Origin of the sequence: Nocardia salmonicida NBRC 13393 (assembly GCF_001613085.1) — a bacterium.
Taxonomy (GTDB): Bacteria; Actinomycetota; Actinomycetes; order Mycobacteriales; family Mycobacteriaceae; genus Nocardia; species Nocardia salmonicida.
The window spans coordinates 77,274-99,865 of sequence record NZ_BDBR01000042.1; the positions used below are offsets into that span (position 1 = coordinate 77,274).

The window sequence follows — 22,592 nt, forward strand, 5'->3', positions numbered from 1 at the left end:
GCGTGAAAGGAGTCCCCGTGCCCGCAACGATCGACCCGGCGGCCACCGCCTGGCTACTCGCGGCCACCGCCATGGTGCTGTTGATGACGCCGGCGCTGGCCGTGTTCTACGGCGGGATGGTGCGCTCGACCGGCGTGCTGAACATGCTGATGATGAGCTTCATCGCGATCCCGCTGGTCACCGTGGTCTGGCTGGTCGCCGGCTACAGCCTCGCGTTCGGCGACGACGCGGGCGGTGGCCTGATCGGCAATCTCGAGCACTTCGGGCTGGCCGGGATCACCCCCGACTCCGTCCGGGGCACCATTCCGGAGCTGCTGTTCGTCACCTTCCAGCTGACGTTCGCCATCCTGACCGCCGCCCTGGTTTCCGGCGCCATCGCCGACCGCGCCAAGTTCTCGGGCTGGATGGCTTTCGTTCCGCTGTGGACGCTGGCGGTGTACGCGCCGATCGCGCACTGGGTGTGGGGACCCGACGGCTGGCTGCTGAATTTCGGCGCGCTCGACTACGCGGGCGGCCTGGTGGTCGAGATCGCCTCCGGCGCTTCGGCCTTGGCGTTGGCGCTGGTCCTCGGGCCGCGGATCGGATTCAATATCGATGCGATGCGTCCGCACAACCTGCCGTTCGTGCTGCTCGGCGCCGGCCTGCTGTGGTTCGGCTGGTTCGGATTCAACGCGGGCTCCGCGCTGGGCGCCACCGGGACCGCGGCGGCGGTCTTCCTGAATACCCTGGTCGCGGGCAGCCTCGGCATGCTCGGCTGGCTCATCGTCGAACAGGTCCGCGACGGTCGGCCCACCACCTTCGGCGCGGCCTCGGGTGCGGTGGCCGGTCTGGTCGCGATCACCCCGTCCTGCGGCGTGGTGAACACCCTCGGCGCGGTCATCGTCGGTCTGGCCGCCGGTGTGGTGTGCTCGTTCGCGGTCGGCTGGAAACACAAAGCGGGCTATGACGATTCGCTCGACGTGGTGGGCGTGCACTTCGTCGGCGGCATCGTCGGCACCGTCCTGATCGGCCTGCTGGCCACCCAGGTGATGACCGGCGGCGTGAACGGCCTGCTCTACGGCGGCGGCTTCGCCCAGCTCGGCAAGCAGCTGGTCGCGGTATTCGTGGTCGCGGCCTACGCCTTCACGGTCTCGTGGGTGCTGGGCAAGGGGGTCGACAAGATCATCGGCTTCCGCGTGAGCAAGGAAGACGAAACCGCGGGCATCGACTTCGCCCTCCACGCCGAAACCGCCTATGCCGAAGGCGTGCACGGGTCCTCCCCCCGCCGCTTCGGCGAGGGCCACTACGGGACCTAGCTCACTTCGTCGGACGGTGCCAGCCAGGTGTTGCATTCGAAGTTGCGGTTCTTCGAGTAGCCCTGGTTGTACCAATTGCCGTTGTGGTCCGGGGTTCCGTGATCGCGGTGGCGGCCGTTGCCGTCACCGCGGTTGTAGTTGTGTTTCACCGCGGCGTAGCCCTCCTGCGAGGTCCACGAACCGCCCGCTTCCGACGAACCGATGTACATGCCGCCGAAGCAGCTGGCCTGCAACTCCATTCGGCGTGAGGTCTCCAGTCCACCCGCCGACATCGTGCCCTGCTCACGACGTTGATTCGACGATGCCTGCAGCAGGCCGGTGAGCCCCTGGATGTGATGGCCGTACTCGTGTGCGTAGACCGACAGCGCTTCCATCGGCGGATACGGGGTGTTGTGCAGGACCAGACCCGCCGTCGACATGTAGATGGTGCTCGAGGCACTGCAGTAGAACGCGTCGCTGGTGGCGCCGCCACACGGTGACGACAGCTGCGAAGGCTGTTCGGCGACAACCAGACCCGGGCTCGTGAACGGCAGATTCGCGGCAGCCAGATTCGACCGCCACATCTGATCGAGGCAGACCTGCGCCGCCGCGAAGTAGGCCTTGGCCACCACCGCGTCGGTCGACCAGCGCGGCAGATCGCAGTCCATGTTCGTCAGGCCCGCGTCGTCGTTCTTGAACAGCGGATGCTGGCCGAGAGCGATAACGGGTTGCGGGCCTGCGGGCTTGGTCGTCGTCGGAGCGGTGGTACGCGCGGTGGTGGTGGCTCGCGCCGACGTCGGATTCGTGGTCGGCACCGGCGAATTCGAGCTGTAGGTGAAACTCGGCGGTGTCGTCTTGGCGACGGAACCGGGCGAGCTCTGATCCGACACGGTCACCGCGACCAACAGCAGCCCGATGACACCGAACACGGTCAACACCGTCAGCACCGCACCGACCGCGCCGGATCCGCCACGACGCGGTGGTGGCGGATACCCCTGCGGCGCATAGCCGTACGGCGGCGGCAGGGGCCTACCGTAAGGCGGCGGCATCGGTCGCTGGTACTGCGGGGCCGGATACCCGTAGGGCTGCTGCGGCGGATATCCCGGCGGGCCGTAAGGCCCATAGGGCCCGTAGCCGGGCGGTTGTGACATCAGTTAGTTCACTTCGCTCGCAGACACCGTGAAGGTGTTGCACTGAGCTGTGAGGTTGCGATCCAAGCCGGTTTCGAACCACTGGCCGCCGTGCTCCGCAGTGCCGTGGTCGCGCATGTCGCCGGGGCCGTCACCGCGGCCGTAGGAATCCTTGGTCGCGACGGTGACCTGCGAGGAGGTCAGCGAGCCGCCGCCCTTCGAGGAGGCGATGAACATGCCGTCGAAGCAGTTGGCCTGCAACTCGACTCGACGCGAGAGCTCCAGCCCCTTGGCCGAGCGGGCGCCCGCGTCGACGCGCTCGCTGTTGGCCTTGCGCAGGATGCCCGACTGGGCCTGCACGTGGTGGCCGTACTCGTGCGCGAACACCGACAGGTACACGACCCAGTTGTCGCGGAACTGCTCGGTCTGCAGCTGGCTGATCGGCATGTAGATGGTCTTGTTCGCCGGGCAGTAGAACGCGGCGAAGTTGCTTGTCGATCCGGTGCACGGGGTGGTGATGCCGTCGGTGGTCGCGGTGACGCTGAGCGTCGGCGACTCGAAGGGCAGATTGTTCTCCGCCAGCAGTGGTTTCCACGCCGACTCGAGGCACTTCGCGGCCGATTCGAAGAAGGCGCGTGCCTTGTCCACCTGGGTGCCCCACGGCGCGTAGTTGCACGAGGCCGGTACCAGGGTGCCGTCGGAGTCGGTGAGCAGCGGGTTGTCCCCGGTCGCGGCGGGCGCGGTACCGGGCTGGGGGGTGTAGGTGGTGGTCGGTTTCGGGCCGATCGCGCCGATGCCGAGGTCGACGCCGGTGTTGACGGCGTACTTCACCAGGCCACCGACCAGCAGGAAGATGACCACAAGGATTGCCGAGGTGAAGCCACCACCGCGTTTACGTGGCGGCGGAGTCGGCCTGCCCGGCGGTCCGTAAGGCATGGGCGGTGGGCGGTATCCCGGCGGCGGACCGTACGCCGGACGCTGCCCGTAACCCTGTGGATAACCTTGAGGCTGTGGATAACCTGGCTGCCCATATCCCGGTTGTGGCCGGTAGCCCGGGGGCAGACCATAGCCAGGGGGTGGTGGAACCGGTCGTCCACCTGGGCCGTTCGGCCCATAACCGTACGGTGGTTGAGTCACTCCCCCGTACCCCCCTCGTCATCATGAGTCGTCGACAGCCGCTGACGCAGAATAGCAAGCTGTCTAGAGTAAGCACCCATGCTGACTTTTCGGGGGGGCGCCGCGGGCGCGCTGCTGCTCGCTGCGGCGGGGTTGCTCATGGCCGCGCCGGTAGCCAACACGCAGCCCGCGACCACCGGTGTTTCGATCACCGCCGACCTCACGCTCACCGAAACCGGTGTGCTCGAGGTCATCGAAACTGTCGCGGTGCCCGCCGAGGGAAATTTCACGATGTCGCTGCCCTTGCGCCTCAAGGTCGGTGACGATGTCGAGCGGGTCTTCAAGGTCACCGATGTGACCGCGAGCGGTTCGGGCACCGCCACCACCGTCAACGACCAGTTCGTCGTCGAAGCCAAGCCTGGCGAATCGAAGTTCACGTATACGGTGCACAACACCGTCTCCGACATGCCGGGCACCCAGGTGTTCCACTGGCTGGGCGTGCTCAACGCCGATATCGCCGTGCTCGACGTCTCGGTGATCAGCCCGAGCTTCCAAATGGGCATCGTGGACTGCAAACTCGGCTCCGCGGGCAATGCCAAGCCGTGCGCCGATGTCCACACCGAGCCCGACGGCGTGCTGTACCTGCACCAGACCGACCTGCGCAAGGGCGATGCCATCGACCTCACCTTGCAGATGCCCCCCGGCACCGTGCCCGCGAATGCCGATGTGCGCGGCGGCGGTACGGGCCCCTTCGCCTTCACCACGCCCGTGCTCGCCGCGTTCGGCGCCCTGCTGCTGGCATTGGCGGGCATGATCGCCTACGTGCTGCTGGCGCGGAAGCGGGCCGCTGCCGCGGTCAGGGGCAGCGACGACTTCGATCCGCTGATCCAGCAGGGCGGCCGGGTCGAGTTCGTCTCCCCCGACGGTGTGCTCCCCGGCGAGGCGGGCCTGATCATCGATGAGCACGCCGACCCGGTCGACATCGCCGCCACCGTCGTCGATCTCGCCGTCCGGCGCTACCTGTGGATCACCCCGGTGAACGCGCGCGGGGAAGACGATTGGCGCATCAGCCGCGTCAACGCCCCCGACGACCAGTTGCGCGACTACGAACGCACCGTCTACGACATGCTGCTCCCCGAGGGCACCGACACCGTCGCTGTCCGCGAACTGCGCACCCCGGGCCGCCTGCAGCTGGACCCGATCCGCGCCGCCATGCGCAACGACGCGGTCGCCACCGGCGCCTTCGCCGACCCGAAGCAGCGGGCGCTGCCCCGTTGGATCGGCGCCGCCCTGATCGCCCTCGGCGTGGTCATCACGGTCACGCTCGCCCTGACCTCCGGCCACGCCCTGGTGGGCGTAGCCATCGCCCTCGCAGGTGGCGCGGCGCTGCTGCTCCCCAACTACCTCCCCACCCGAACCCCACTGGGCGACACCGTCGCAGGCCGAATCCGCGCCATGCACCGTGGCCTCGACACCGTCACCCGCGACCGGATTCCCCCCATCGACCAGGAGACGATCTTCTCCCGCGCGCTCCCCTACACGGTGATCAGCGGCAGAGCCGACAACTGGATCCGCACCTTCCGCGACATGAACCCCGCCGCCGACTCACAACCGGGTCTCTACTGGTTCGCCGGCTACGACCGAGACCCCAACCTGCACCGCTTCGCCGCGCAATTCCCGTTCTTCATCACGGCATTGGAAGGCGCGTTCAACCCGCGTTGATCCGTCTACGCGAAACGCCCCGCGACTCTTGACGAGTCGCGGGGCGCTTTCTTTGTCCCGGTTTCCTATACCCGACGAATAGCCGCCAGCGGGTCGGCGTACAGCGCGCTCAGCGACGTGACCACCGCGGCGAATTCCTGTACCTTGCCGCCGAATCCACTGATACGAATATCCGTGGCCGCCAACTGCGTACTCTGCGAGAACGCCCTGGCCACATGCCCCAGCGCGGGTCGGTAACCCGTAAATGCCTGTCCGCCCAGGACAACTCGGTCCGGGTTGAGCATGTCCCGAACCAGCGCGACGGTCTGCCCGAGCATCGTCGCCCGCTCGGCGAGCAATTCCCGCGCCGATTCGGACCCGGACTCAGCGGCCCGATACAGATCGTTGATCGTCGTGCCTGCAGTCCCGTTGTGCGCCGGGATGATTCCGCGACCGACAGCCCGAGCCTGCAGCGCCCGGTCACCGACGGTCACTTCCAAGCACCCACGCCGTCCGCACGTGCACTGCACATCGGACCCGGTCGGGAGGTGCGCGATCGACCCGGGCCCGTTGCTCGGCGTATGGACCCGTCCGTCGAGAGTCACGGCGATGCCCGCGGTCTCACGAACATAGAAGTAGAGGCTGCTGCCGTGCTGAACAGCGGGAAGTTCGGTATCGGGCTCGGGCCGACGAGCATCGAAGGTCGGCAGCAGCAGCTCCGAAGCCGCCATCGCCTCGACGTGCGGTGCGACGGAAACCGGCAGCTCGAGTACGTCACCGAGCACCTGCCCGATCGGCGCGCCCTTCCATTCCAGCTTCGGATGGTCGACCACACCGCTCTGCGGATCCACCCGGCCACCGATGGCCACGCCCGCCCACAGCGGGGTCCGGCGATGCCAGCGCTGCAGGAATGCCTTGGCGCTGCGAGCGACGGTGGTGACCGCGAACTCCTGCCCGGTCTGCGGTGTGGCGATGGCGAGTCCACCGAGAATGCGCCCACGCAGATCAGCGGCGACGATCTTCGTCGCCTCGGCACCGATATGGATGCCGAGCGTCAGATAGGCGTCGTGATCGATCTCGAACGGCACCCGCGGCCTACCGACGGCACCCGCGGCGGTCAGATCGGGCCGCTCACGCAGCAGTCCCGCCGAAAGCAGCGACGCCACTTGCCGATTCACGGTGGCGATACTCAAGCCCGTCGCCCGCGCGGCGTTGTCACGCGAGACGGGACCGGAAGCTGCGGTTCGCAGCACCGCGGCGGCGGGGTTGTCGCTACGACGCAGCTCCGGCGGCACAACAGGGCGGGAAACACGAGGGCGAGCGGCGCCCGTCCGGGAGGCGGGGCGATCGATGATGGGAGCAGACATATGAAGTTCCTTGCCAAAAAATCCCGTTATCTCAACGGGATTGCCTACACGAGGGGCGTGGCAGCTCGCGAACCTGAGGGGATCAGCTGCAGAAGCAGGAACGACACAGTTCGCGCGTCAACGGCAACCGCAAGCCCAGAGCGGCGGTCACGTAGGTGACCCGCTGGGCGGACAGATGGTTGCTGGACATAACAATCAAGTTAACACCGAATCCTGACCCACCCAACCCAAACCGGCGAATTGTGCGGTGCGGCACACCATATTCCCAGTTCAGCGCGGCGCCCTGGGCGCGCAATACAGTGCGCATCATCCCGAAAACGGCAAAACCCCTCCGGGAACCGAAGTTCCGGGAGGGGTTGCGCGTGGCTACTTGGCCGGGGCTGTGAAGGGTGCGTTGACAGTGGTGAAGTACTGGATAGCGGCACCGATCGCGACCGGAGCCGTGATGAAGATCTGACCGACCAGCGTGCCGAGGGCGCCGACCGCCAGAATGCCGCCGATGCAGCCGATAGCCGCCGCCGGCAGGAACGGGCCGAAGAGACCGACGATGGTCGCCGCGGCGACGGTCGCGCCGGCAATGCCGCCGAGGACGCAACCGACGGCACCGCCGGTGAGGCCACCGAGCAGGGTGCCGACCGCAGCACCGAGGGAGATCGTGCTGGTCAACCGGTTCCAGGCCGCGACCTCACGGTCGTATTCGGTCTTGAACGGCGCCTTGTCCTCGAATGGAAGGGCAACCGGCTTGTACACGGCCTTGGACACGTCGAGCTGGGGCGTCAGGGTCGCGGTGTTGCCCGAGATCTCCGCGGCGATGGGCAGCTCGAAATCGTCGAGCCGGAACGTCAGCGGCGTGGCCGCGATCGTCGAGCCGTTCGCAGCCTTCACCTTGAAGGCGCCGTCCTCCGCGACCAGCGAGCCGGCATCGGTGGTGATCACCGACGTGCCGTTGACCTCCTGGGCCGTGAAGTTCACGGGGGTATCGGCCTGCGCGGTCGGCGCGGCGTTGACGGTTCCTGCGGTGATGCCGGTAGCCACAGTCAACAGCGCCGCGACAACGGCGAACTTCCTCATCTTCATAGAACTGCCAATCCCTCATCTGTTGTGGAGCTGTTCGAGAAACAAGCTTCGAGCAGATCCACCCCGGTGACGAGGGATAAAAGCAACCGGATCGTAACTAGGAATTCACCCTGCGGTTTTTGCCGCGGCTTTGGCCTGCTTCTTGAATTCCCTTACTTCCGATAACGTTTCGGCATCGACGACATCGGCGACCGAACGTCGCGATCCGTCGTCACCGTACGATCCGGCCGCTTTTCGCCAGCCGTCCGGTTGCACTCCACGTTGTTTGCCGAGCAGCGCGAGAAAAATCTTCGCCTTCTGCGCTCCGAACCCCGGCAGGTCCTGCAATCGGCGCAGCACCTCTTTGCCGTCGGGGTCGCCCGCGGTCCAGATCTGCGCAGGTACACCGTCGTAATGCTCGATCACATACTGGGCGAGCGCCTGCGCCCGCCGCGCCATCGACCGCCCATAGCGGTGAATCGCGGGCGGGGTGGCCGCGAGTTCCTCGAATTCGGCCGGATCCGCTTCGGCGATCCGGTGCAGATCGAATCCGCCCATCCGCTCGGCGAGTTTGCGCGGCCCACGAAACGCATGCTCCATCGGGTACTGCTGGTCGAGCAACATCCCCACCAGCAGCGCGAAATCGTCGGTGCTGAGCAGTTCGTCGGCCTCGGATTCCTGCGCGAGGCACAGCGTGCGAGTCATACATTCATCGTGACACATTTCACCAGTAGCCTCTGAGTCCATGCTCACGAGGACTGCTCCCACACTGGCGGTGCGTATGACCGACTACACCCCACGCCCGGCCCGCTTCGACCAAGCAGGCCAGGATCAGCTGATCGACGCCCATGATCTGGAAGTCACCCGACCCGGAATGCGCGCGCTGGGCGCCTGGAGTCACAGCGCGCTGGCGCTGCGGCCCGGCGAGAGCGCTCTCGATGTCGGGTCGGGCACCGGATCGGAGGTATTCACCTTCGCCGAGGAACTCGGGCCCAGAGGCACCGCGGTCGGCGTCGAGCCGGACCCGCATCTGCTGGCCTCGGCGCAGCGCCGCGCGGTCGAGTCCGGGTCGAGGGCGGCGTTCGTCTCCGGTGACGCCTACGGCCTGCCGTTCGGCGGCGACACCTTCGACGCGGTGCTGTGCGAGCGGGTGTTCCAACATCTCACCGCACCCGCGCGAGCGGCGGCCGAGATCGCCAGGGTGCTGCGACCCGGTGGACGCGCGGTGGTGGTCGACTGCGATTGGGCGACCGCGATCGTTCATCCCGGCAACCCGCGGGTGGTGAGCGCGGTGATCGACACCTTGATCTCCTCGACCACCAATCCGCTGTCGGGTCGCCGGCTCGCCGGGCTGCTCAGCGGGACCGGACTGGTGGTCGACGAGATCGGCTCGCACGCGCTGGTACAGGACCGCACGGTCGGCGCGGGCGCGCTGGTGCGCCGGATCGCAGACCTCGCGGTCCTGCGCGGCGTGATCACCGCGACCGAACGCGACCAGCTCCTCGCCGACCTACGAACCGGCGCGGACCGCGGCGACATCCACATCTCCGTCACCCTGTTCGGCGCCCTGGTCCACAAACCGACCTGAGTCCAGCCGCCAACTCAGCTCTCGAGCAGCTTTTCCGTGGCTGCCAGCAGCACGCAGGTCGCCAATCCGTCCATCGCCTTCTCCAGCTCCGGCAGCCGCGGGAAGCTGGGGGCGATGCGGATGTTCTTGTCCTCGGGATCCTTGCTGTACGGGAAGGCCGAGCCTGCGGCGGTGAGCGCGATGCCGGCCTCCTTGGCCAGGGCGATCACCCGAGCCGCGGTGCCGTCGAGCACATCGAGGCTGATGAAGTAGCCGCCCTTGGGTTCGGTCCACGACGCCACCTTCGAGGCGCCGAGGCGGTCTTCCAGGATGCGGCGCACGAGCGCGAACTTGGGCTCGAGCAGCGCGCGATGCTTCTGCATGTGCTCGCGCACACCTTCGGCATCGGTGAAGAAGCGCAGGTGCCGCAACTGGTTGAGCTTGTCGGGGCCGATGCTCTTCTTCGACGCGTGCGACAGGTACCAGTCGATATTGGCCTGCGACGCTCCGAAGAAGCTCACGCCCGCACCGGCGAAGGTGATCTTGGAGGTCGACGCGAACACCAGCGGACGGTTCGGGTTGCCCGCCGCCTCGGCCAGGCCGAGGACGTCGATGACCGGGGCCGCGGTATCGGTGAGCGGGTGTACCGCGTAGGCGTTGTCCCAGAACAGGCGGAAGTCGGGCGCCGCGGCGGGCATCGAAACCAGTTCGCGGACAACCTCTTCGGAGTAGACGACACCGGTGGGGTTGGAGTAGTTCGGCACCGCCCACAGGCCCTTGATCTGCGGATCGTTCGCCAGCAGCGTCGCGATGGCGTGGGTGTCGGGGCCGTCGTGGCGCATCGGGATGGTGATCATCTCGATGCCGAGCGCCTCGGTGATGGCGAAGTGACGGTCGTAGCCAGGGGCCGGACACAGCCACTTGATCGGCTCGTCGGCCCAGCGGCGCGGGGAGTCGGGGGTGCCGTAGAGCATCGAGAACACGATGAGGTCGTGCATGATCTCGAGGCTGGCGTTGTTGCCCGCCAGCAGCCGCTCGACCGGGATGCCGAGCAGTTCGCCGAAGATCGCGCGCAGTTCCGGCAGGCCGGTGAGGCCGCCGTAGTTGCGGCAGTCGGTGCCCGAACTGTCGCGGAAGTCACCGTCGCCCGGCAGGGAAAGCAGCGACACGGACAGGTCGAGTTGCTCCGGCGACGGCTTACCTCGGGTGAGGTCCAGGGTGAGCTTCTCGGTTCGGAGCGTCGCGTAATTCGCGGTCTGGGACTCGTGCTCGGACACGAGTTCCTCGTGGCTCATCAAACCGATCTGCGTTTGCCGGGGCATCCTGGGCAGCCTTTCGAAGCAGCAAGGTGGGGGTGTGCACGCTGCGCGTGCTGACTTCCGCAACGTTACCCGGCGGCTGGTCGGAATCGGTGGGGTATCCGTACCCGGATCAGGCTCGCACGCTGCGAAGGTGCGTAGGCCGATCAGTCGGAGAAGGGGCCCCCGGAAATTAAAGGGGACCCCGCGCACCCGGCAGAGCCCGTTGACCCTTGCTGCCTTCCGGCCCTGGGGGAGTTCACAGGATGCTCGCCGCGCGGGATCCGTCGGCCAGTGTAGCGGTAGTTCTGCCTACTAGCGATTCCGGTCTTCGAACAGCAGGTCGGCGGCCCGGGTGAGTACTTCGACGCGAGTGCGGCCCTCGTGATTGGCGGCGAGGAAGTGGCTGCCGATGGTGGCGCAGAAGGCGAGCAGGCTCCTGGCTTCCACCTCGTCGGGATCTTCGCAGAACACGCCGATTGTCTCGCGCAGCAACGCCATTCGCTTGTTGTCGACGCGGCGCAGGCGTTCGGCGACGTCGTCGTCGCGGCGAGCCCAGTCGCGGATCGCGAGGTCGATCGGGAGCAGACGATGGCTGGAAAACGTGAGCAGCCCGGCCACGCGCGCCTTGGTCTTCGGGTCGAGTCCCGCGTGCTCGACGTGGTCGAGCACCTGGTCGGTCGCCTCGCTCTCCCACGCGTCGAGCATCGCGGTGAGCAGTGCGTCGCGGTCGGCGAAGTAACCGTAGAACCCGCCCTTGGTCACGCCGATGCGTTTGGCCAGCGCCTCGATCCGGACCGCGTCGACGCCCGAGGACGCCAGCACGGCCAGACCTTCCTCGACCCATCTGATCCGGGGAGTTCGCGCGGTACCCACGACGTGTTCCACCTCATATCCATCGACGACGACCACACCCGACCAGTCGATACTCGAGTGTACGCAGCCGTATAACCGCCGCCCCGCCGGTGACGCTGGCTACGATCTATCCGATATCGGCAGCGGGGGGTTCCGGTTCCCCATGACTGGAGAGGGGGCCCGCTCGTGACCGGCCCGAATCAACAACCACCCGGCGAAGGTGTGCCGCCGTCCGATCCCACTGTCGCGTGGTGGGAACGACCAGGCGAAGGCGCAGGTCAGAACCCCGCACAAGCCGACCCGACCGTGCTGCGCGGCAATATCGGCGCGCCCGGCCCGTACACCGCACCGCCCACGCCGTATCAAAGCGGCGCGAACCCCCAGCCCTACACCGCCCCACCCGGGCCCTACCAGAGCGGCGTGAACCCACAGCCGTACCCGCAGCCGCAGCAGTACGCGCATCCGCAAGCGGGCGCCTATCAGGCGCCGCAGCCGCAGTGGGGCGCACCACCGCCGCGGCCGCCCTCGTCGGGCAGCAAGGCGGTGTGGTGGATCGTCGGCGGCGCCATCGTCGCGGTCGGCGCGCTCGTGATCGGGTTGATCGCGTTCACGGCCAACAAGGTCGACGACAACCCCTTCGGACCCGATCCGGACAAGTGGGCGGGCAGCTACGTCTACAAGGACGGCAAGAACGCCTGCGACCTGGTCGATCTCACGGTGCTGAACCAGTGGTCGTCCACCCGCGAGACGACCACCCACACCGAGCGCGGACCGTCGGAGTACATCGGTGGCGGCTCCTACGACTGCGACGCCAAGAACAAGGAGACGGGCCGCAACGCCAACGACGCGAGCTTGGGACTCGAGGTCGAGTTCAAGACCGAGAGCGAGACCGAGTCCGACTACGCGCGCTGGAAGGGCTACGACACCAAGACAACCGGCAAGGACTACGACCACGGCCCGGTGAGCGGTCTCGGCACCGAGGCGTACTACGCCAGCGAGCAGCACACCTACGGTTCCATCCCGAGCGATTACTCCGTCGTCGTGGCCGCGCAGGACAGCAATATCTCGGTGAAGGTGGAGATCGAGGTGTCGACGATGCGCACCGTCGACAAGGCGGCCATGCGCACCGCCGCCGAGACGCAGGTTCGCAAGGTGCTGGCAGCTTTGAAGAAGTAGCAGGTCAGAACCCGTCGCAGGGGGCCGGTTTGGCATCGACCCCCTGCAACCCGCTATGCTGCTCCACGGAGGATTCGCCTAGTGGCCTATGGCGCTCGCCTGGAACGCGGGTTGGGTTAACGCCCTCAGGGGTTCAAATCCCCTATCCTCCGCAACAGCAGGGCCCTGATCGGTTCGCCGGTCGGGGCCCTGTTCGTTTAATCGGTGGATCTGTCAGTGGGCTTCCGTAGAGTGAGCCCCGATGGTGCGGGAGACCCCCACCACACCCATATACCGTCGTCGCCGCCCCAAAACTAACGTGCGTGCCGACACAGTCCAGTGGGTACCCAACCTTCGCGCCGGTCCGAGTTGGGACCGCGCCGATCGATGCCGTGAGCGGCGTCGATCGCACAGAAATCAGAAAGTAAACGACGAAGTGAAGACATCACCTGAAACGAGCATCGGGCGCGACGCGTCCGGGCAGATCCGGCTGATGCTGCGTGACCGCACAGCCACCACCGGGCCGATCGACGGCGCCTGGTGGCCGCGAACCGACCAGCCGATGACCGAGTTGCACCAGCTGGTGGCCGCGGTCGGACCGCGGATCGGCAAGCTGGCCCGGCTCGGATTCGACTGGACCGCCGGTGAATCCGGCGACAGCACAGCCCGCACCGACCAGGCCGCGCGCATCATGCACGTGGTCGGCAGCAACGGCGCCGCGCTCGCGCTGCTGGTCATCCCCGCGGCCACCGAGGCGCCCGCGGCCCGCAGCCAGATGCGCTGGGCGGCAGGCAAGCCGCGCATCCAGGACCCGGCGCCCGCCGACACGGCGGCCGACGGGCCTCGCACCCTCGTGCAGATCTAGCCCACCCGCGTACCGGTCTGTTCACCGGTCGCTGGTGTAGGTCGGATCGAAGTCGCGCGGCGCGCCGCGGCGGCTCAGCAAGCGGTCGAACCATTCACCGAGAATGACGCCCGCGGCCAGCGCGCAGCCGACACCGAACGCACCGAGGATCTGCCCGAAACCGAGCAGCGTTTCGTCCTCGAGCAAGGCGTACAGCCCGCGATACACCTTCAGACCCGGCAGCAGCGGTGTGATTCCGGCCGCCGCGACGACCAAGGGCGGGGTGAGCGCGCGACGCGCCATCAGACCACCGGCGAGACCGATCAGCGTCGCGGCCAGGCCCGCAGCCACCACCGGCCCGAAGCCGATGTCCTGCGCGCCGAGGAAGGCCAAGATGCCGCCCGCGCCGCTGAGCCCGGCCGCGACCAGCGCCCGCCGCTCGGCGTAGCAGGCCAGCGCGAACGCGATCGCCGCGACGGCACCCGCGATCAGTTTGATCGGCAGATATTCGATGTCGCGACCGGCGCTCGCCGCGATCTCCGGCACCGCGATCCCCATCATCGTCGAAATACGCAGCGCCAAACCGATACCCGCGACGATGCCCGCGGTCATCATCACCACTTCGAGCATGCGGGCCGCGGCGGTGATCGGCGCGCCGGTGATCGCGTCCTGTACCGAACCGACCAACTGCAGACCCGACAGCAGCACCGTGATTCCCGCGGCCACGATCAGCGCGGCATCGGCCCGCCAGTGCTCACTGAACGCGGCGAGCGCGATGGCAGGGGCGGCGGCGATGACACCGCCGATCATGTGCTGGAAGAACAACGGCAGGCCGAGCTGATGCAGCACCCGGTTCACCACATCGATCACCGCGGTGGTCGCGAAACTGATGGCGGCGAGCATGAACCCACCACCGAGCAGCACCGCGATCGCCGCCGCGAGCAACGACCAGCCCGCCGTCGACACCCAGCGCGGATAGGGGTGCCGTGACGAGATGAGCTCGTCGAGGGCGGCGTGCGCCTGGTCGACGGGGACGATCTGGCTGCGGATGCGTCGGGTGAGCCGGTCGACCGCGGCCAGTCGGGTGAAGTCGAGCGAGCGATACTTCACCACCCGCATATCGCTGGCCGGCGGCAGTCGCGGGCCTCGGTCGGCCCAGATACGGATCGCGTCGAAGGTGACGTCGATATCGCAGCTGTTCAAACCGTAGGTGGAAGCGATGAAACGGACCTGCGCGGTGGTGTCGCCGACACCGGTGCCCGCCGCGAGTACGACCTCACCCACCCGCACCGCCAGGTCGAGTACCTGCGACACCTCGGCGTCGTCGGCCAGATCGATCGGTTGCAGCGGGGTGGGTGCGGCGACGATATTGTCGGCGGTGGCGCGCTGCGACGGCAGCACGAACGGTCGGCGCAACCGCCACCACCGGCGGCGCAGACCTGGGCGTTCGATAATCGTGGCGCCGTCGCCTTCCGCCAGGGGGTCCGCACTCATACCTCGACGGTAACGGCGATCGCAGCACCTTCGCCGTCTCGCAACCAGTTCGTCAACGTGTCGGGCCTGCTGACCTGGAGTTCACCCTCAGATGTCGTCGATCAGTCCGGTGCTGTAGGCCGTCGCGGCCAGGTGCTGGAGGCAGCGAGGGCCACAGCCATTGTGCTGAGTCAGCACGAAACGGGCCTGCTGGAGCGAAGAAATGGAAGAATCGGCCACACAGTCGGCATGTACGGCGCGCCAGTGGTCTTCGTGACGGAGGACGGCGGCCCGCGATGTCGGCGGGTCTGGTGCGGATGTGTCCGGCAGGGTGTGACGGGAGGGGCAGGCAATGGAGGCGATGACTGTATGAACACCGGGACGGGGAAGGTGATCCAGGAGCGGCGCAGGCTGCTCGGGCTCTCGCAGCCCGCGCTGGCCACCGCGATCGGGGTGAGCTCGCGCCAGATCACCAGGTACGAGCCCGAAGAGCAATCGCCGACGCTGCCGGTCGCGGTCCGCTTGGCCGACGCGCTGCAGGTCTCGCTGGCGGAGCTGGCCGGCATCGTGGACAACCGCGTAGACCTGGCGGGTAACTGGTGGGCAGCCTGGCAGAAACCGGCGAACCACCCGGACGAGGTCGAGGTAGCGGCGGTGACCATCCGGCACGAGGGCGACCATCTGATGCTCGACTCGACCCCCGAATCGCCTGCGCCTGAATCGGATCCGATCACCCAGGTGCGTGGCGAGATGCGAGTCTGGGAGGGCGAGGCGCTCACCGGCTGGGTCCGCGGCATGGATATCGCGTTCCCGGTAGGCACCATCTACTACTCGCTCCATCCCCAGGGTGCTCATGCCGTCGGCTCGTGGACGACGAAATCGGGCCCCGACGGCCTTGTGCGCGGCTGGAGCGTCTTGGCGCGGGAGAAGTCCGACGCCGAAAAGCTTCTGGCGGAAATGTTGCGCACCGACGGCAGTGTCGAATCGTGGCCCGGCCCCTCTCGCTCGGCCTGAAGCCGCCGCCGGATCTCGGCGACGCTCGGACGCCCGTCGTCCTCGGGCGGCAGAAGTAGTAGGTAGCGGCTCAGCGCCCCGAATACGAACAGCCCCAGAGCAATCCACAGAAAGATCTCCATCGGTTCCCCTCCGAACGAGTCAGTGCTTGCACGAGTGGCGCGGTATTGTGGCTTCTGAGCCGCCACGAAAAGTATGGTCTCCGTCAAGACCTTTTGGACAGCAAAAAGCGTCTACAAACGTCTACAGTTCTCTACGATGAGTCCATGTCCAGTCGGGGCGAGCAGGGGAACGGCATCGTCGGAGCTCGGTTGCGGCGACTGCGGGAAGAGGCGGGGTTGTCACTGGCCGCGTTGGCCACTCGCGTTCCGTACAGCAGAGCGGCGCTCGGTCACTACGAAACCGGTGCGCGAGCAGCATCTTTCGAGGTGATCGCCTGGTACGAGCGGGTACACGCGCAATCGAGGCCCGCGCTACCCGGCACTCGCCGACGTGATCCGCGAGCCGCCGACGCCGCACTCGCGGCGGCGATCGCCGCCGCACACCGGACAGGTCCGCTCATCGAGATCGGGCGACCACACCAGGGAGACAGCGGAACCGGGTACTTCTGCCCGTTCCGCATCGACGGTGTGCTCGAGGGCGAAGCCGCTGGAACCGATGCGGCGACGGCTGTGCGCTCGGCGCTGCTCGCGGTGGGCGCCGAGCTGAACCGGGCGGGAAACAGCACCGGCCCCGGACGAATTCGGTGAAACCGGGCGCTCAGCGGTGCGCGGCGACGACCCTGTCGAGCGACTCGGCGAGCAGTTGCAGGTAGCGGTCGGGATCGGGCATCACCCGCGGATCGGAATGCACGGACAGCGTGATGGTTTCACCGATTCCGTGGACCCCGTGGGTGAGGTGCATAACGCTGCCGAGGGCAGGGAAACCACCGGTGAACAGGACCGAGCCACCGGCGAAGGCGAGGTCTCCCTGGCCGCGGTAGACGCTGGAGACGACGGTGTTGCCGTCGAGCATCGCGGGAACGCCGTCCAGGTCGGCGCGTTCGACATCACGCACCGCCAGGACAGCGGGGACCACCTCGCCGACTCGATCCTGTGCGGAGAGCAGCGGATTGAGCGCCCGTTCACGACGGGTGGCGAGGTCATCGGCGATGAGATTCGCGCGCAGACGCAGGTCGGGTTCGTCGATATGCAGGTCGATGGACAGTCCGCGGTAGTTGTTGCGCGCCGTGCTCGGCGCCGGAAGAGCCATCGGTAGCGCCGTCCCCAACCGTTCCGGTCGCTCACCACGCTCGGTGAGGTAGTCGACCAGCGCGGACGAAATCGCCGTCAGCGCAACGACAGTAACGGTTTTGCCCGGAATGCGGAGGTCGTCCACATCGACGACCAGCATTCGCACCGTGTGGTCGGCAACCGGGGAGGCCGGGTTCAGCGCACTCGGCGCGAATCCGGGTGCGGCCGCCGGGACTTCACCCGCGGCCGTCCGGTCAGCCAATTCCCGCTGGGCCAAGTACGCGGCCCGCCCGCGCCACACTGTCGCGGCCAGCTGTCCGGGAAGGCGCAGCACTCCAATCACTCTCGGATCTACCCGTCGCGCGATCCATCCACAGGGTTGTCCACAGGTATCCACCGGCGGTGTGGAAGTTTGGGCAGGTCCGACCGGGTGGTTTGCCGAGTTATCCACAGGCGCACCGGGTGTGCTGTGGACAACAGCTTCATCCACAGCCGTCCCGAAGAGTGCTCGCGCGATGGCGGCGGCTCGAGTGCCGTCGGCGAGTGCGTGCGAAAGTTGCAGCACCACCACCACAACGGGCCCCGTCGATCGCGGGGCACCGTGGACAGCCCGGAAAACATGGATGCGCCATGGGTATTCGGTCGCGACGACACGGGTACCCAAGAGTTCGCCCAGATCCGCGAGCAACGCCTGCCACGACAGGCCGTCGGGGCGGTGGTGAGTGAATTGCTGGGACGTGAATTCGACCGGAACCCAGCGCGGATAGCCGAGATCGCCCGGTATCTCCTGTAACCGGATCCGCAGATCCGGAATGCGTGCGGCACGCGCGGCGACGAAATCATGGAGTTCGTCAGTGGCGGTATCGGTTTCGGCGAAAGAGTAGAGCAGGAACACGTCGTTGGCGGTGCGGCGTGACAGCCAGTACATCGTCGCGTCACGCGCGGCCATCGTGGTCATCCGGCCACGATAGGCCAAACCTCCGAGGTCACTGAGAAGGCCCCGAGTCCGCTCGACTCGGGGCCGGTATTGCCCATTCGAGATGCATCTCGCGGCTCAGCCGCGCGCGAACTCTCCCGCGGTGACATCGGAGAGAAAGGCTCGCCACTGCCCTGGACCGAAGGCCAGCACGGGTCCGCGGCCGCGATCCTTGGTGTCACGAACGGCGATATCGCCGCCGGCGAGAAAGGCTACTTCGACGCAGTTCCCATCGGGTCCGCTGTAGGTGCTCTTCCGCCACACAGCATCGGTCACATCAACTTCCACGGCACTTGCTCCTTTGGTCCATCGAGAAGAGGGGGATAACTCCTGGAATCGTTGCAACATTCCGAAATCCGGCGCGACCGATGAGTTACTTCGTGGCACACAAGGCACTGCCACACGGCGCGCGCAACTGACCGGCACGAACCAGCGCATCGAGGCGTTTCCGCCTCCGGGGGCTGCCCCCGCGGAAGAAACACTAGCAGGTCTTCCGCAATGTTGCGGAAGAGAATTTGCTTTCCCATATCGTTTTGCCAAGCTTGCGAAGCTTCACGTTTGCGGGGGCATTGCCAGCCCCTCTTACCCATTCCCGATCCGGTTGACACATCCCGATTTACTTCCATGTGATTAGTCCGTGATACGTCAATTTCTCGAGTGTCCCAACAGCCACATGAGCACCATCGAGGACAGACGTGGATCATGGGGGGATGATCTCCCGTGACCGTGATGCCGCAGGTCGTGCCCATAATGACCGCCCCCGCGACCGACTCGGCCGACCGCTGCCTCCCGGCAGTGCCGGAGTCGCCCGAATTCCCGACGATCTCGAGCTCGGGCCCCAGCAAACTCTGGCCTTCGCTCAGCAACTGCTGGACGACGGATTGGCATTCAATGCCCACGAGGTATTGGAGGCAGCGTGGAAGAACGGGCCGGTTGCCGAACGGATGCTCTGGCAGGGACTGGCCCAATACGCCGTGGGGCTCACCCACATCCAGCGGGGCAACGCCAAAGGCGCGGGTACTCTGCTGCGCCGCGCGAGTGAGCGGCTCGAGTCCTATCCGGCGAATGCCCAGCAGCACGATGTCGACCGCGCCGGGCTCGTCGCGCACGCGCAGGAGCTGCTCGTCGCGCTCGATACCGGTGACGCCATCACCGAGGAACGGCTACGGACGCGGCTGTGCCGAGAGCCCACCTAGGATCGAGGGGTGCCAACCAGTCGAGGCGCGGGCCGCTACGCGCCGAGCCCATCGGGCGAGCTGCACGTGGGAAACCTGCGTACCGCGGTGCTCGCCTGGCTTTTCGCGCGAACCTCGGGGCGCGAGTTCCTGATTCGTGTCGACGATCTGGACCGCGTTCGTCCCGGCGCCGCGCAGCGCCAGCTCGACGACCTCGCCGCGATCGGTATCGATTGGGACGGCCCGGTGGTCTACCAGTCCGACCGGCTGCCGGTCTACGCGGCCGCTGTCGCCGAACTCACCGCGGCCGGACGCACGTATGAATGCTTCTGTACCCGACGCGAAATCCAGCAGGCAGCCACCGCACCGCACGGACCGATGGGCGCCTACCCCGGCACCTGCCGTCAGCTGAGCGAGGCCGAGCGCGCGGCCAAGCGGGCCGAAGGGCGCACCGGCGCAGTGCGATTGCGGGCCGAGGTCACCGAGTACGAGATCACCGATCTGCTGCACGGCCGATATCGAGGCGCTGTCGACGATTTGGTGTTGCGTCGCGGCGACGGTATCCCCGCCTATAACCTCACCGTCGTCGTCGACGACGCCGCCCAAGGTGTTGACCAGGTGGTTCGCGGTGACGACCTCCTGCCGTCCACCCCGCGCCAGGCCTATCTCGCGGAACTGCTCGGACTCACCGCTCCGACCTACGCCCATGTACCGCTGGTGCTCAACGAAGAAGGCAAGCGGCTCGCGAAACGTGACGGGGCCGTGAGCCTTTCGGATCAACGCGCCCTCGGTCACACTCCCGAGGACGTAGTGGCGGCGATCACGGAGTCCCTCGGATATACCGTCCGGACCACTGCCGAACTACGCGAAGTTTTCGACCCCGCACGCATCCCTGAGAAACCGTGGATACTCGAGCCTATCGGGTTGTTCCGACCAGAGGGATGTCCGTAACGTACGCATTGACCGATCTAGAAGATCAATACGAGGACTGAGATTATGACCAGCGGTGGTTACGACCCCAACCAGTACCCGCAGGGCGGTCAGCCCGGCGGCTACGGCCAGGACCCCTACGGCCAGCAGCAGCCGCAGCCCGGCTACGGCCAGCAGCAGCCGTACGGCCAGCCCGGACACGGCGGCGCACCCCAGCCCGGTTACGGCCAGCCGGACCCGTACGGTCAGCAGCAGCCGGCCTACGGGCAGGACCCGTACGGTCAGCAGCAGGGCTACCCGCAGCAGGGCCAATACGGTCAGCAGCAGGGCCAGTACGGTCAGCAGCAGGGCTTCGGCGGCGTGCAGTCCGCGGATCTGGGAATCCGGATCGGCGCGCGCCTGATCGATTACCTGATCGTCGGCATCCCCGTCGCGATCCTGCTCGGACTCATCGTCGGCAGTGGCACCGGCGGCCAGATCGTCACCACTTTGATCTTGTCGCTGGCCATCTACGGTTACTTCGTGGCCATGGAGGTCACGCAGAACGGTCAGACACTGGGCAAGAAGATCCTCGGCCTGCGCGTGCTCGCACCCGGCGGTGCGTCGAGCCTGACGCCCGAGCAGTCTCTCAAGCGCAACCTCTTCACGATCGTCGGCCTGATCCCCTGCGTCGGCGGCCTCGTCAGCCTCGGCCTTGCCATCTACATCATGGTCACGATCAGCAACGACCCGAACAATCAGGGCTGGCACGACAAGTTCGCCGGCGGCACGCAGGTCGTCAAGGGCTGATTTCCCTTTACCTGACGAAAACGGCAGGGGCGCTTCCGGATTCCGGAAGCGCCCCTGCTGCGTTTCGACGTCAGTATGTGGTGGACGAATCCAGGCCACCAGCGATGCCGAGCACCACGAAGAACAGGATGTAGAGGATCCAGCCCACGATCGCGGCGACACCGATCCAGATGCCTGCCTGCGCCATGCCCTTACCTTCGCCGCCGCGCTCCTTGATCTGGTTGAGCGCCATCACGCCGAGGATGATGCCGACGATCGCGCCGAGGCCACAGCTGCACAGGCCGATCAGCGAGGAGACCAGCGCGCCGATCGCCAGCCCGTTGGTGCCCTGCGGCTGCGGGTACTGCCCGTACGGCTGATAGGCACCCGCGGCCGGATAACCGCCGTAGGCAGGAGGCTGCCCGTAAGCGGGCGGCTGCTGCGGATATTGCGGCTGGCTGGGCTGCTGGTACTGCGGCTGCGACGGCGGCTGCTGCGGGTACTGCGGCTGCGAGGGTGGCGGCGCCGGCTGCTGGGGATACTGCGGCGACGACGGGTAATTGGAAGGCTGCGACGGCTGGGCGGTCGGATGCTGCGGCACCGAACCCGGCGCGCCGGACTCCGGAGACACGCCGGAGCCGCCGTACTGCTTCCACCACTCGTCGGAATCGCCGGGATTCGTCATTGCTACAGGGTATTCCATCTGTGTCTTTTGAGCGCTGGCGCGCTCGGGTCGGGGCCCTTCGGGCCCCCGATCTTCCCTCCCTCCGGGTACTCCTTCGTCGCACCCTCCACTCAGTCCAGATCGGGGCGGGCCCCTCGGGTAGGACATATCGGGTTTACCGGGTCCGGGTAGTGCACCGGGTCAGGGTTGGGAGAATGGGGGCGTGACTGATACAAACTCGCTCGACAAACCAGCTGAATCTGGGCACCCCGCGCCGGAACATGCGGCATTCGCCCAGGTTGCGCGGGGGTTCTATCCGGTAATCGTCGCCCTGTTCACCGCGACGCTGATCATCTCCAACATCTGTGCCACCAAGGGCGTGGAGTTCTTCACCGACAGTTCGGTGATGCTCGGCCCGATCCAGATCCTGCCGATCGCGACCGACGGCGCCTTCTTCCTGTTCCCGCTGGCCTACATCCTCGGCGACGTGCTCAGCGAGGTCTACGGTTTCCGCGCCACCCGCCACGCCATCTACACCGGTTTCGGCGCGCTGCTGCTCACCGTCGGCTGCTTCTATATCGCCATCCAGCTGCCCCCCGCCGGCTTCTACGAGAACCAGGAAGCCTTCCGCACGGTCCTCGGCACCACCCCCCAGCTGGTGCTCGCCGGTCTCGCCGGCTACTTCGTCGGCCAGTTGCTCAACTCGGCCACCCTGGTGCTGATCAAAGAGCGCACCAAGGAAAAGCACCTGTGGGCCCGCCTGATCGGTTCCACCGTCGTGGGCGAGTTCGCCGACACCCTGATCTTCTGCTCGATCGCCGCCACCGCCATCGGCATCAACACCTGGCAGTCGTTCATCAACTACGTCATCGTCGGCTTCCTGTGGAAAACCCTGTGCGAGGTACTCGTCATGCCGATCACCTACCGTGTCATCGCGATCCTCAAGAAGACCGAACCGACCTACGCCCCGGCGAAGGTCGACGCCCTGCACGACTAG

General features: G+C 66.9%; 22 protein-coding genes, 1 tRNA gene and 1 other RNA gene. 12 read left to right on the plus strand and 12 right to left on the minus strand.

What is annotated here, in order from left to right; translation table 11 throughout:
- The first annotated feature begins 17 nt into the window (after positions 1-17).
- Positions 18-1,295 carry an ammonium transporter gene (locus NS1_RS31020; protein WP_084504678.1) on the plus strand — a complete coding sequence of 426 codons (1,278 nt, stop codon included), beginning with the start codon at positions 18-20 and terminating at the stop codon, positions 1,293-1,295.
- Here NS1_RS31020 and NS1_RS41945 read toward each other — a convergent pair.
- Both NS1_RS41945 and NS1_RS31030 read right to left on the minus strand, forming a co-directional pair.
- Positions 1,292-2,425, minus strand: a complete 1,134-nt coding sequence (locus NS1_RS41945) for a neutral zinc metallopeptidase (RefSeq protein ID WP_255284764.1) — start codon at positions 2,423-2,425, stop codon at positions 1,292-1,294. The two genes, NS1_RS31020 and NS1_RS41945, sit on opposite strands and share 4 nt — an antisense overlap.
- A 3-nt stretch (positions 2,426-2,428) precedes the next feature.
- On the minus strand, positions 2,429-3,340 hold the full coding sequence (locus tag NS1_RS31030; RefSeq protein ID WP_062990214.1) for a neutral zinc metallopeptidase: 912 nt from the start codon (positions 3,338-3,340) through the stop codon (positions 2,429-2,431).
- Between the two features lie 279 nt (positions 3,341-3,619).
- On the opposite strand from NS1_RS31030, the gene NS1_RS31035 reads away from it, so the two are divergent.
- On the plus strand, positions 3,620-5,242 hold the full coding sequence (locus tag NS1_RS31035) for a DUF2207 family protein (RefSeq protein ID WP_062990216.1): 1,623 nt from the start codon (positions 3,620-3,622) through the stop codon (positions 5,240-5,242).
- Positions 5,243-5,307: 65 nt separating this feature from the next.
- Here the strand turns inward: NS1_RS31035 and NS1_RS31040 are convergent, their stop codons facing one another.
- From NS1_RS31040 to NS1_RS31050, 3 genes are all read right to left on the minus strand, one after another.
- Positions 5,308-6,588 carry an ROK family transcriptional regulator gene (locus NS1_RS31040; protein ID WP_062990218.1) on the minus strand — a complete coding sequence of 427 codons (1,281 nt, stop codon included), beginning with the start codon at positions 6,586-6,588 and terminating at the stop codon, positions 5,308-5,310.
- 366 nt (positions 6,589-6,954) lie between these two features.
- Positions 6,955-7,665, minus strand: coding sequence for a DUF8020 domain-containing protein (locus NS1_RS31045; RefSeq protein ID WP_062990221.1), 711 nt, complete (start codon positions 7,663-7,665; stop codon positions 6,955-6,957).
- A 105-nt stretch (positions 7,666-7,770) separates the two neighbouring features.
- Entirely contained in the window at positions 7,771-8,349 is a 579-nt protein-coding gene (locus NS1_RS31050; protein WP_062990223.1) for an HhH-GPD-type base excision DNA repair protein, read from the minus strand.
- Positions 8,350-8,389: 40 nt separating this feature from the next.
- Here NS1_RS31050 and NS1_RS31055 point away from each other — a divergent pair, with 40 nt between their 5' ends.
- Positions 8,390-9,232, plus strand: a complete 843-nt coding sequence (locus tag NS1_RS31055) for a methyltransferase domain-containing protein (RefSeq protein ID WP_373864376.1) — start codon at positions 8,390-8,392, stop codon at positions 9,230-9,232.
- A gap of 14 nt (positions 9,233-9,246) precedes the next feature.
- On the opposite strand, the gene NS1_RS31060 is transcribed toward NS1_RS31055, so the two are convergent.
- From NS1_RS31060 to NS1_RS31070, 3 genes are all read right to left on the minus strand, one after another.
- Positions 9,247-10,533, minus strand: a complete 1,287-nt coding sequence (locus NS1_RS31060) for an aspartate aminotransferase type Ic (RefSeq protein WP_062990227.1) — start codon at positions 10,531-10,533, stop codon at positions 9,247-9,249.
- Between the two features lie 170 nt (positions 10,534-10,703).
- Positions 10,704-10,798: signal recognition particle sRNA small type (gene ffs / locus NS1_RS31065), an RNA gene on the minus strand.
- A 26-nt stretch (positions 10,799-10,824) separates the two neighbouring features.
- Complete coding sequence (locus NS1_RS31070) at positions 10,825-11,397, minus strand: TetR/AcrR family transcriptional regulator (RefSeq protein ID WP_062990268.1); 573 nt, start codon at positions 11,395-11,397, stop codon at positions 10,825-10,827.
- A gap of 153 nt (positions 11,398-11,550) precedes the next feature.
- On the opposite strand from NS1_RS31070, the gene NS1_RS31075 reads away from it, so the two are divergent.
- The 3 genes from NS1_RS31075 to NS1_RS31085 all read left to right on the plus strand — a co-directional run bounded on the left by NS1_RS31075 (position 11,551) and on the right by NS1_RS31085 (position 13,384).
- Entirely contained in the window at positions 11,551-12,540 is a 990-nt protein-coding gene (locus tag NS1_RS31075; protein WP_062990229.1) for a hypothetical protein, read from the plus strand.
- Between the two features lie 67 nt (positions 12,541-12,607).
- A tRNA-Ser gene (locus NS1_RS31080) sits at positions 12,608-12,692 on the plus strand.
- A gap of 263 nt (positions 12,693-12,955) precedes the next feature.
- The gene (locus NS1_RS31085; RefSeq protein WP_056822051.1) at positions 12,956-13,384 is read left to right on the plus strand and encodes a DUF5994 family protein; all 429 of its coding nucleotides are present in this window, start codon (positions 12,956-12,958) and stop codon (positions 13,382-13,384) included.
- A gap of 21 nt (positions 13,385-13,405) precedes the next feature.
- Here NS1_RS31085 and NS1_RS31090 read toward each other — a convergent pair whose 3' ends face one another.
- Positions 13,406-14,857: a threonine/serine exporter family protein gene (locus NS1_RS31090; protein WP_082843790.1), complete on the minus strand. Its 1,452-nt coding sequence runs from the start codon at positions 14,855-14,857 to the stop codon at positions 13,406-13,408.
- Between the two features lie 348 nt (positions 14,858-15,205).
- On the opposite strand from NS1_RS31090, the gene NS1_RS31095 reads away from it, so the two are divergent.
- Positions 15,206-15,850 (plus strand): helix-turn-helix domain-containing protein, encoded by a 645-nt coding sequence (locus tag NS1_RS31095; protein WP_062990231.1) that lies wholly within the window; start codon positions 15,206-15,208, stop codon positions 15,848-15,850.
- 266 nt (positions 15,851-16,116) lie between these two features.
- The gene (locus NS1_RS41950; RefSeq protein WP_084504671.1) at positions 16,117-16,599 is read left to right on the plus strand and encodes a helix-turn-helix domain-containing protein; all 483 of its coding nucleotides are present in this window, start codon (positions 16,117-16,119) and stop codon (positions 16,597-16,599) included.
- A gap of 10 nt (positions 16,600-16,609) precedes the next feature.
- Here the strand turns inward: NS1_RS41950 and NS1_RS31105 are convergent, their stop codons facing one another.
- Both NS1_RS31105 and NS1_RS31110 read right to left on the minus strand, forming a co-directional pair.
- A complete protein-coding gene (locus NS1_RS31105) occupies positions 16,610-18,040 on the minus strand; it encodes a WS/DGAT/MGAT family O-acyltransferase (protein WP_062990235.1) in 1,431 nt (476 codons plus the stop codon).
- A gap of 96 nt (positions 18,041-18,136) precedes the next feature.
- On the minus strand, positions 18,137-18,346 hold the full coding sequence (locus tag NS1_RS31110; RefSeq protein WP_056822060.1) for a DUF397 domain-containing protein: 210 nt from the start codon (positions 18,344-18,346) through the stop codon (positions 18,137-18,139).
- A 422-nt stretch (positions 18,347-18,768) separates the two neighbouring features.
- Here NS1_RS31110 and NS1_RS31115 point away from each other — a divergent pair, with 422 nt between their 5' ends.
- From NS1_RS31115 to NS1_RS31125, 3 genes are read left to right on the plus strand one after another with little or no spacing between them, the layout of a single operon-like run.
- On the plus strand, positions 18,769-19,254 hold the full coding sequence (locus NS1_RS31115) for a DUF309 domain-containing protein (protein WP_056822063.1): 486 nt from the start codon (positions 18,769-18,771) through the stop codon (positions 19,252-19,254).
- Positions 19,255-19,263: 9 nt separating this feature from the next.
- Positions 19,264-20,184, plus strand: a complete 921-nt coding sequence (gene gluQRS / locus NS1_RS31120) for a tRNA glutamyl-Q(34) synthetase GluQRS (protein WP_062990237.1) — start codon at positions 19,264-19,266, stop codon at positions 20,182-20,184.
- Positions 20,185-20,229: 45 nt separating this feature from the next.
- A complete protein-coding gene (locus NS1_RS31125) occupies positions 20,230-20,952 on the plus strand; it encodes an RDD family protein (RefSeq protein WP_062990239.1) in 723 nt (240 codons plus the stop codon).
- A 70-nt stretch (positions 20,953-21,022) separates the two neighbouring features.
- Here the strand turns inward: NS1_RS31125 and NS1_RS31130 are convergent, their stop codons facing one another.
- On the minus strand, positions 21,023-21,616 hold the full coding sequence (locus tag NS1_RS31130; RefSeq protein ID WP_062990241.1) for a DUF4190 domain-containing protein: 594 nt from the start codon (positions 21,614-21,616) through the stop codon (positions 21,023-21,025).
- A 202-nt stretch (positions 21,617-21,818) separates the two neighbouring features.
- On the opposite strand from NS1_RS31130, the gene NS1_RS31135 reads away from it, so the two are divergent.
- Positions 21,819-22,592 (plus strand): queuosine precursor transporter, encoded by a 774-nt coding sequence (locus NS1_RS31135; RefSeq protein ID WP_056822071.1) that lies wholly within the window; start codon positions 21,819-21,821, stop codon positions 22,590-22,592.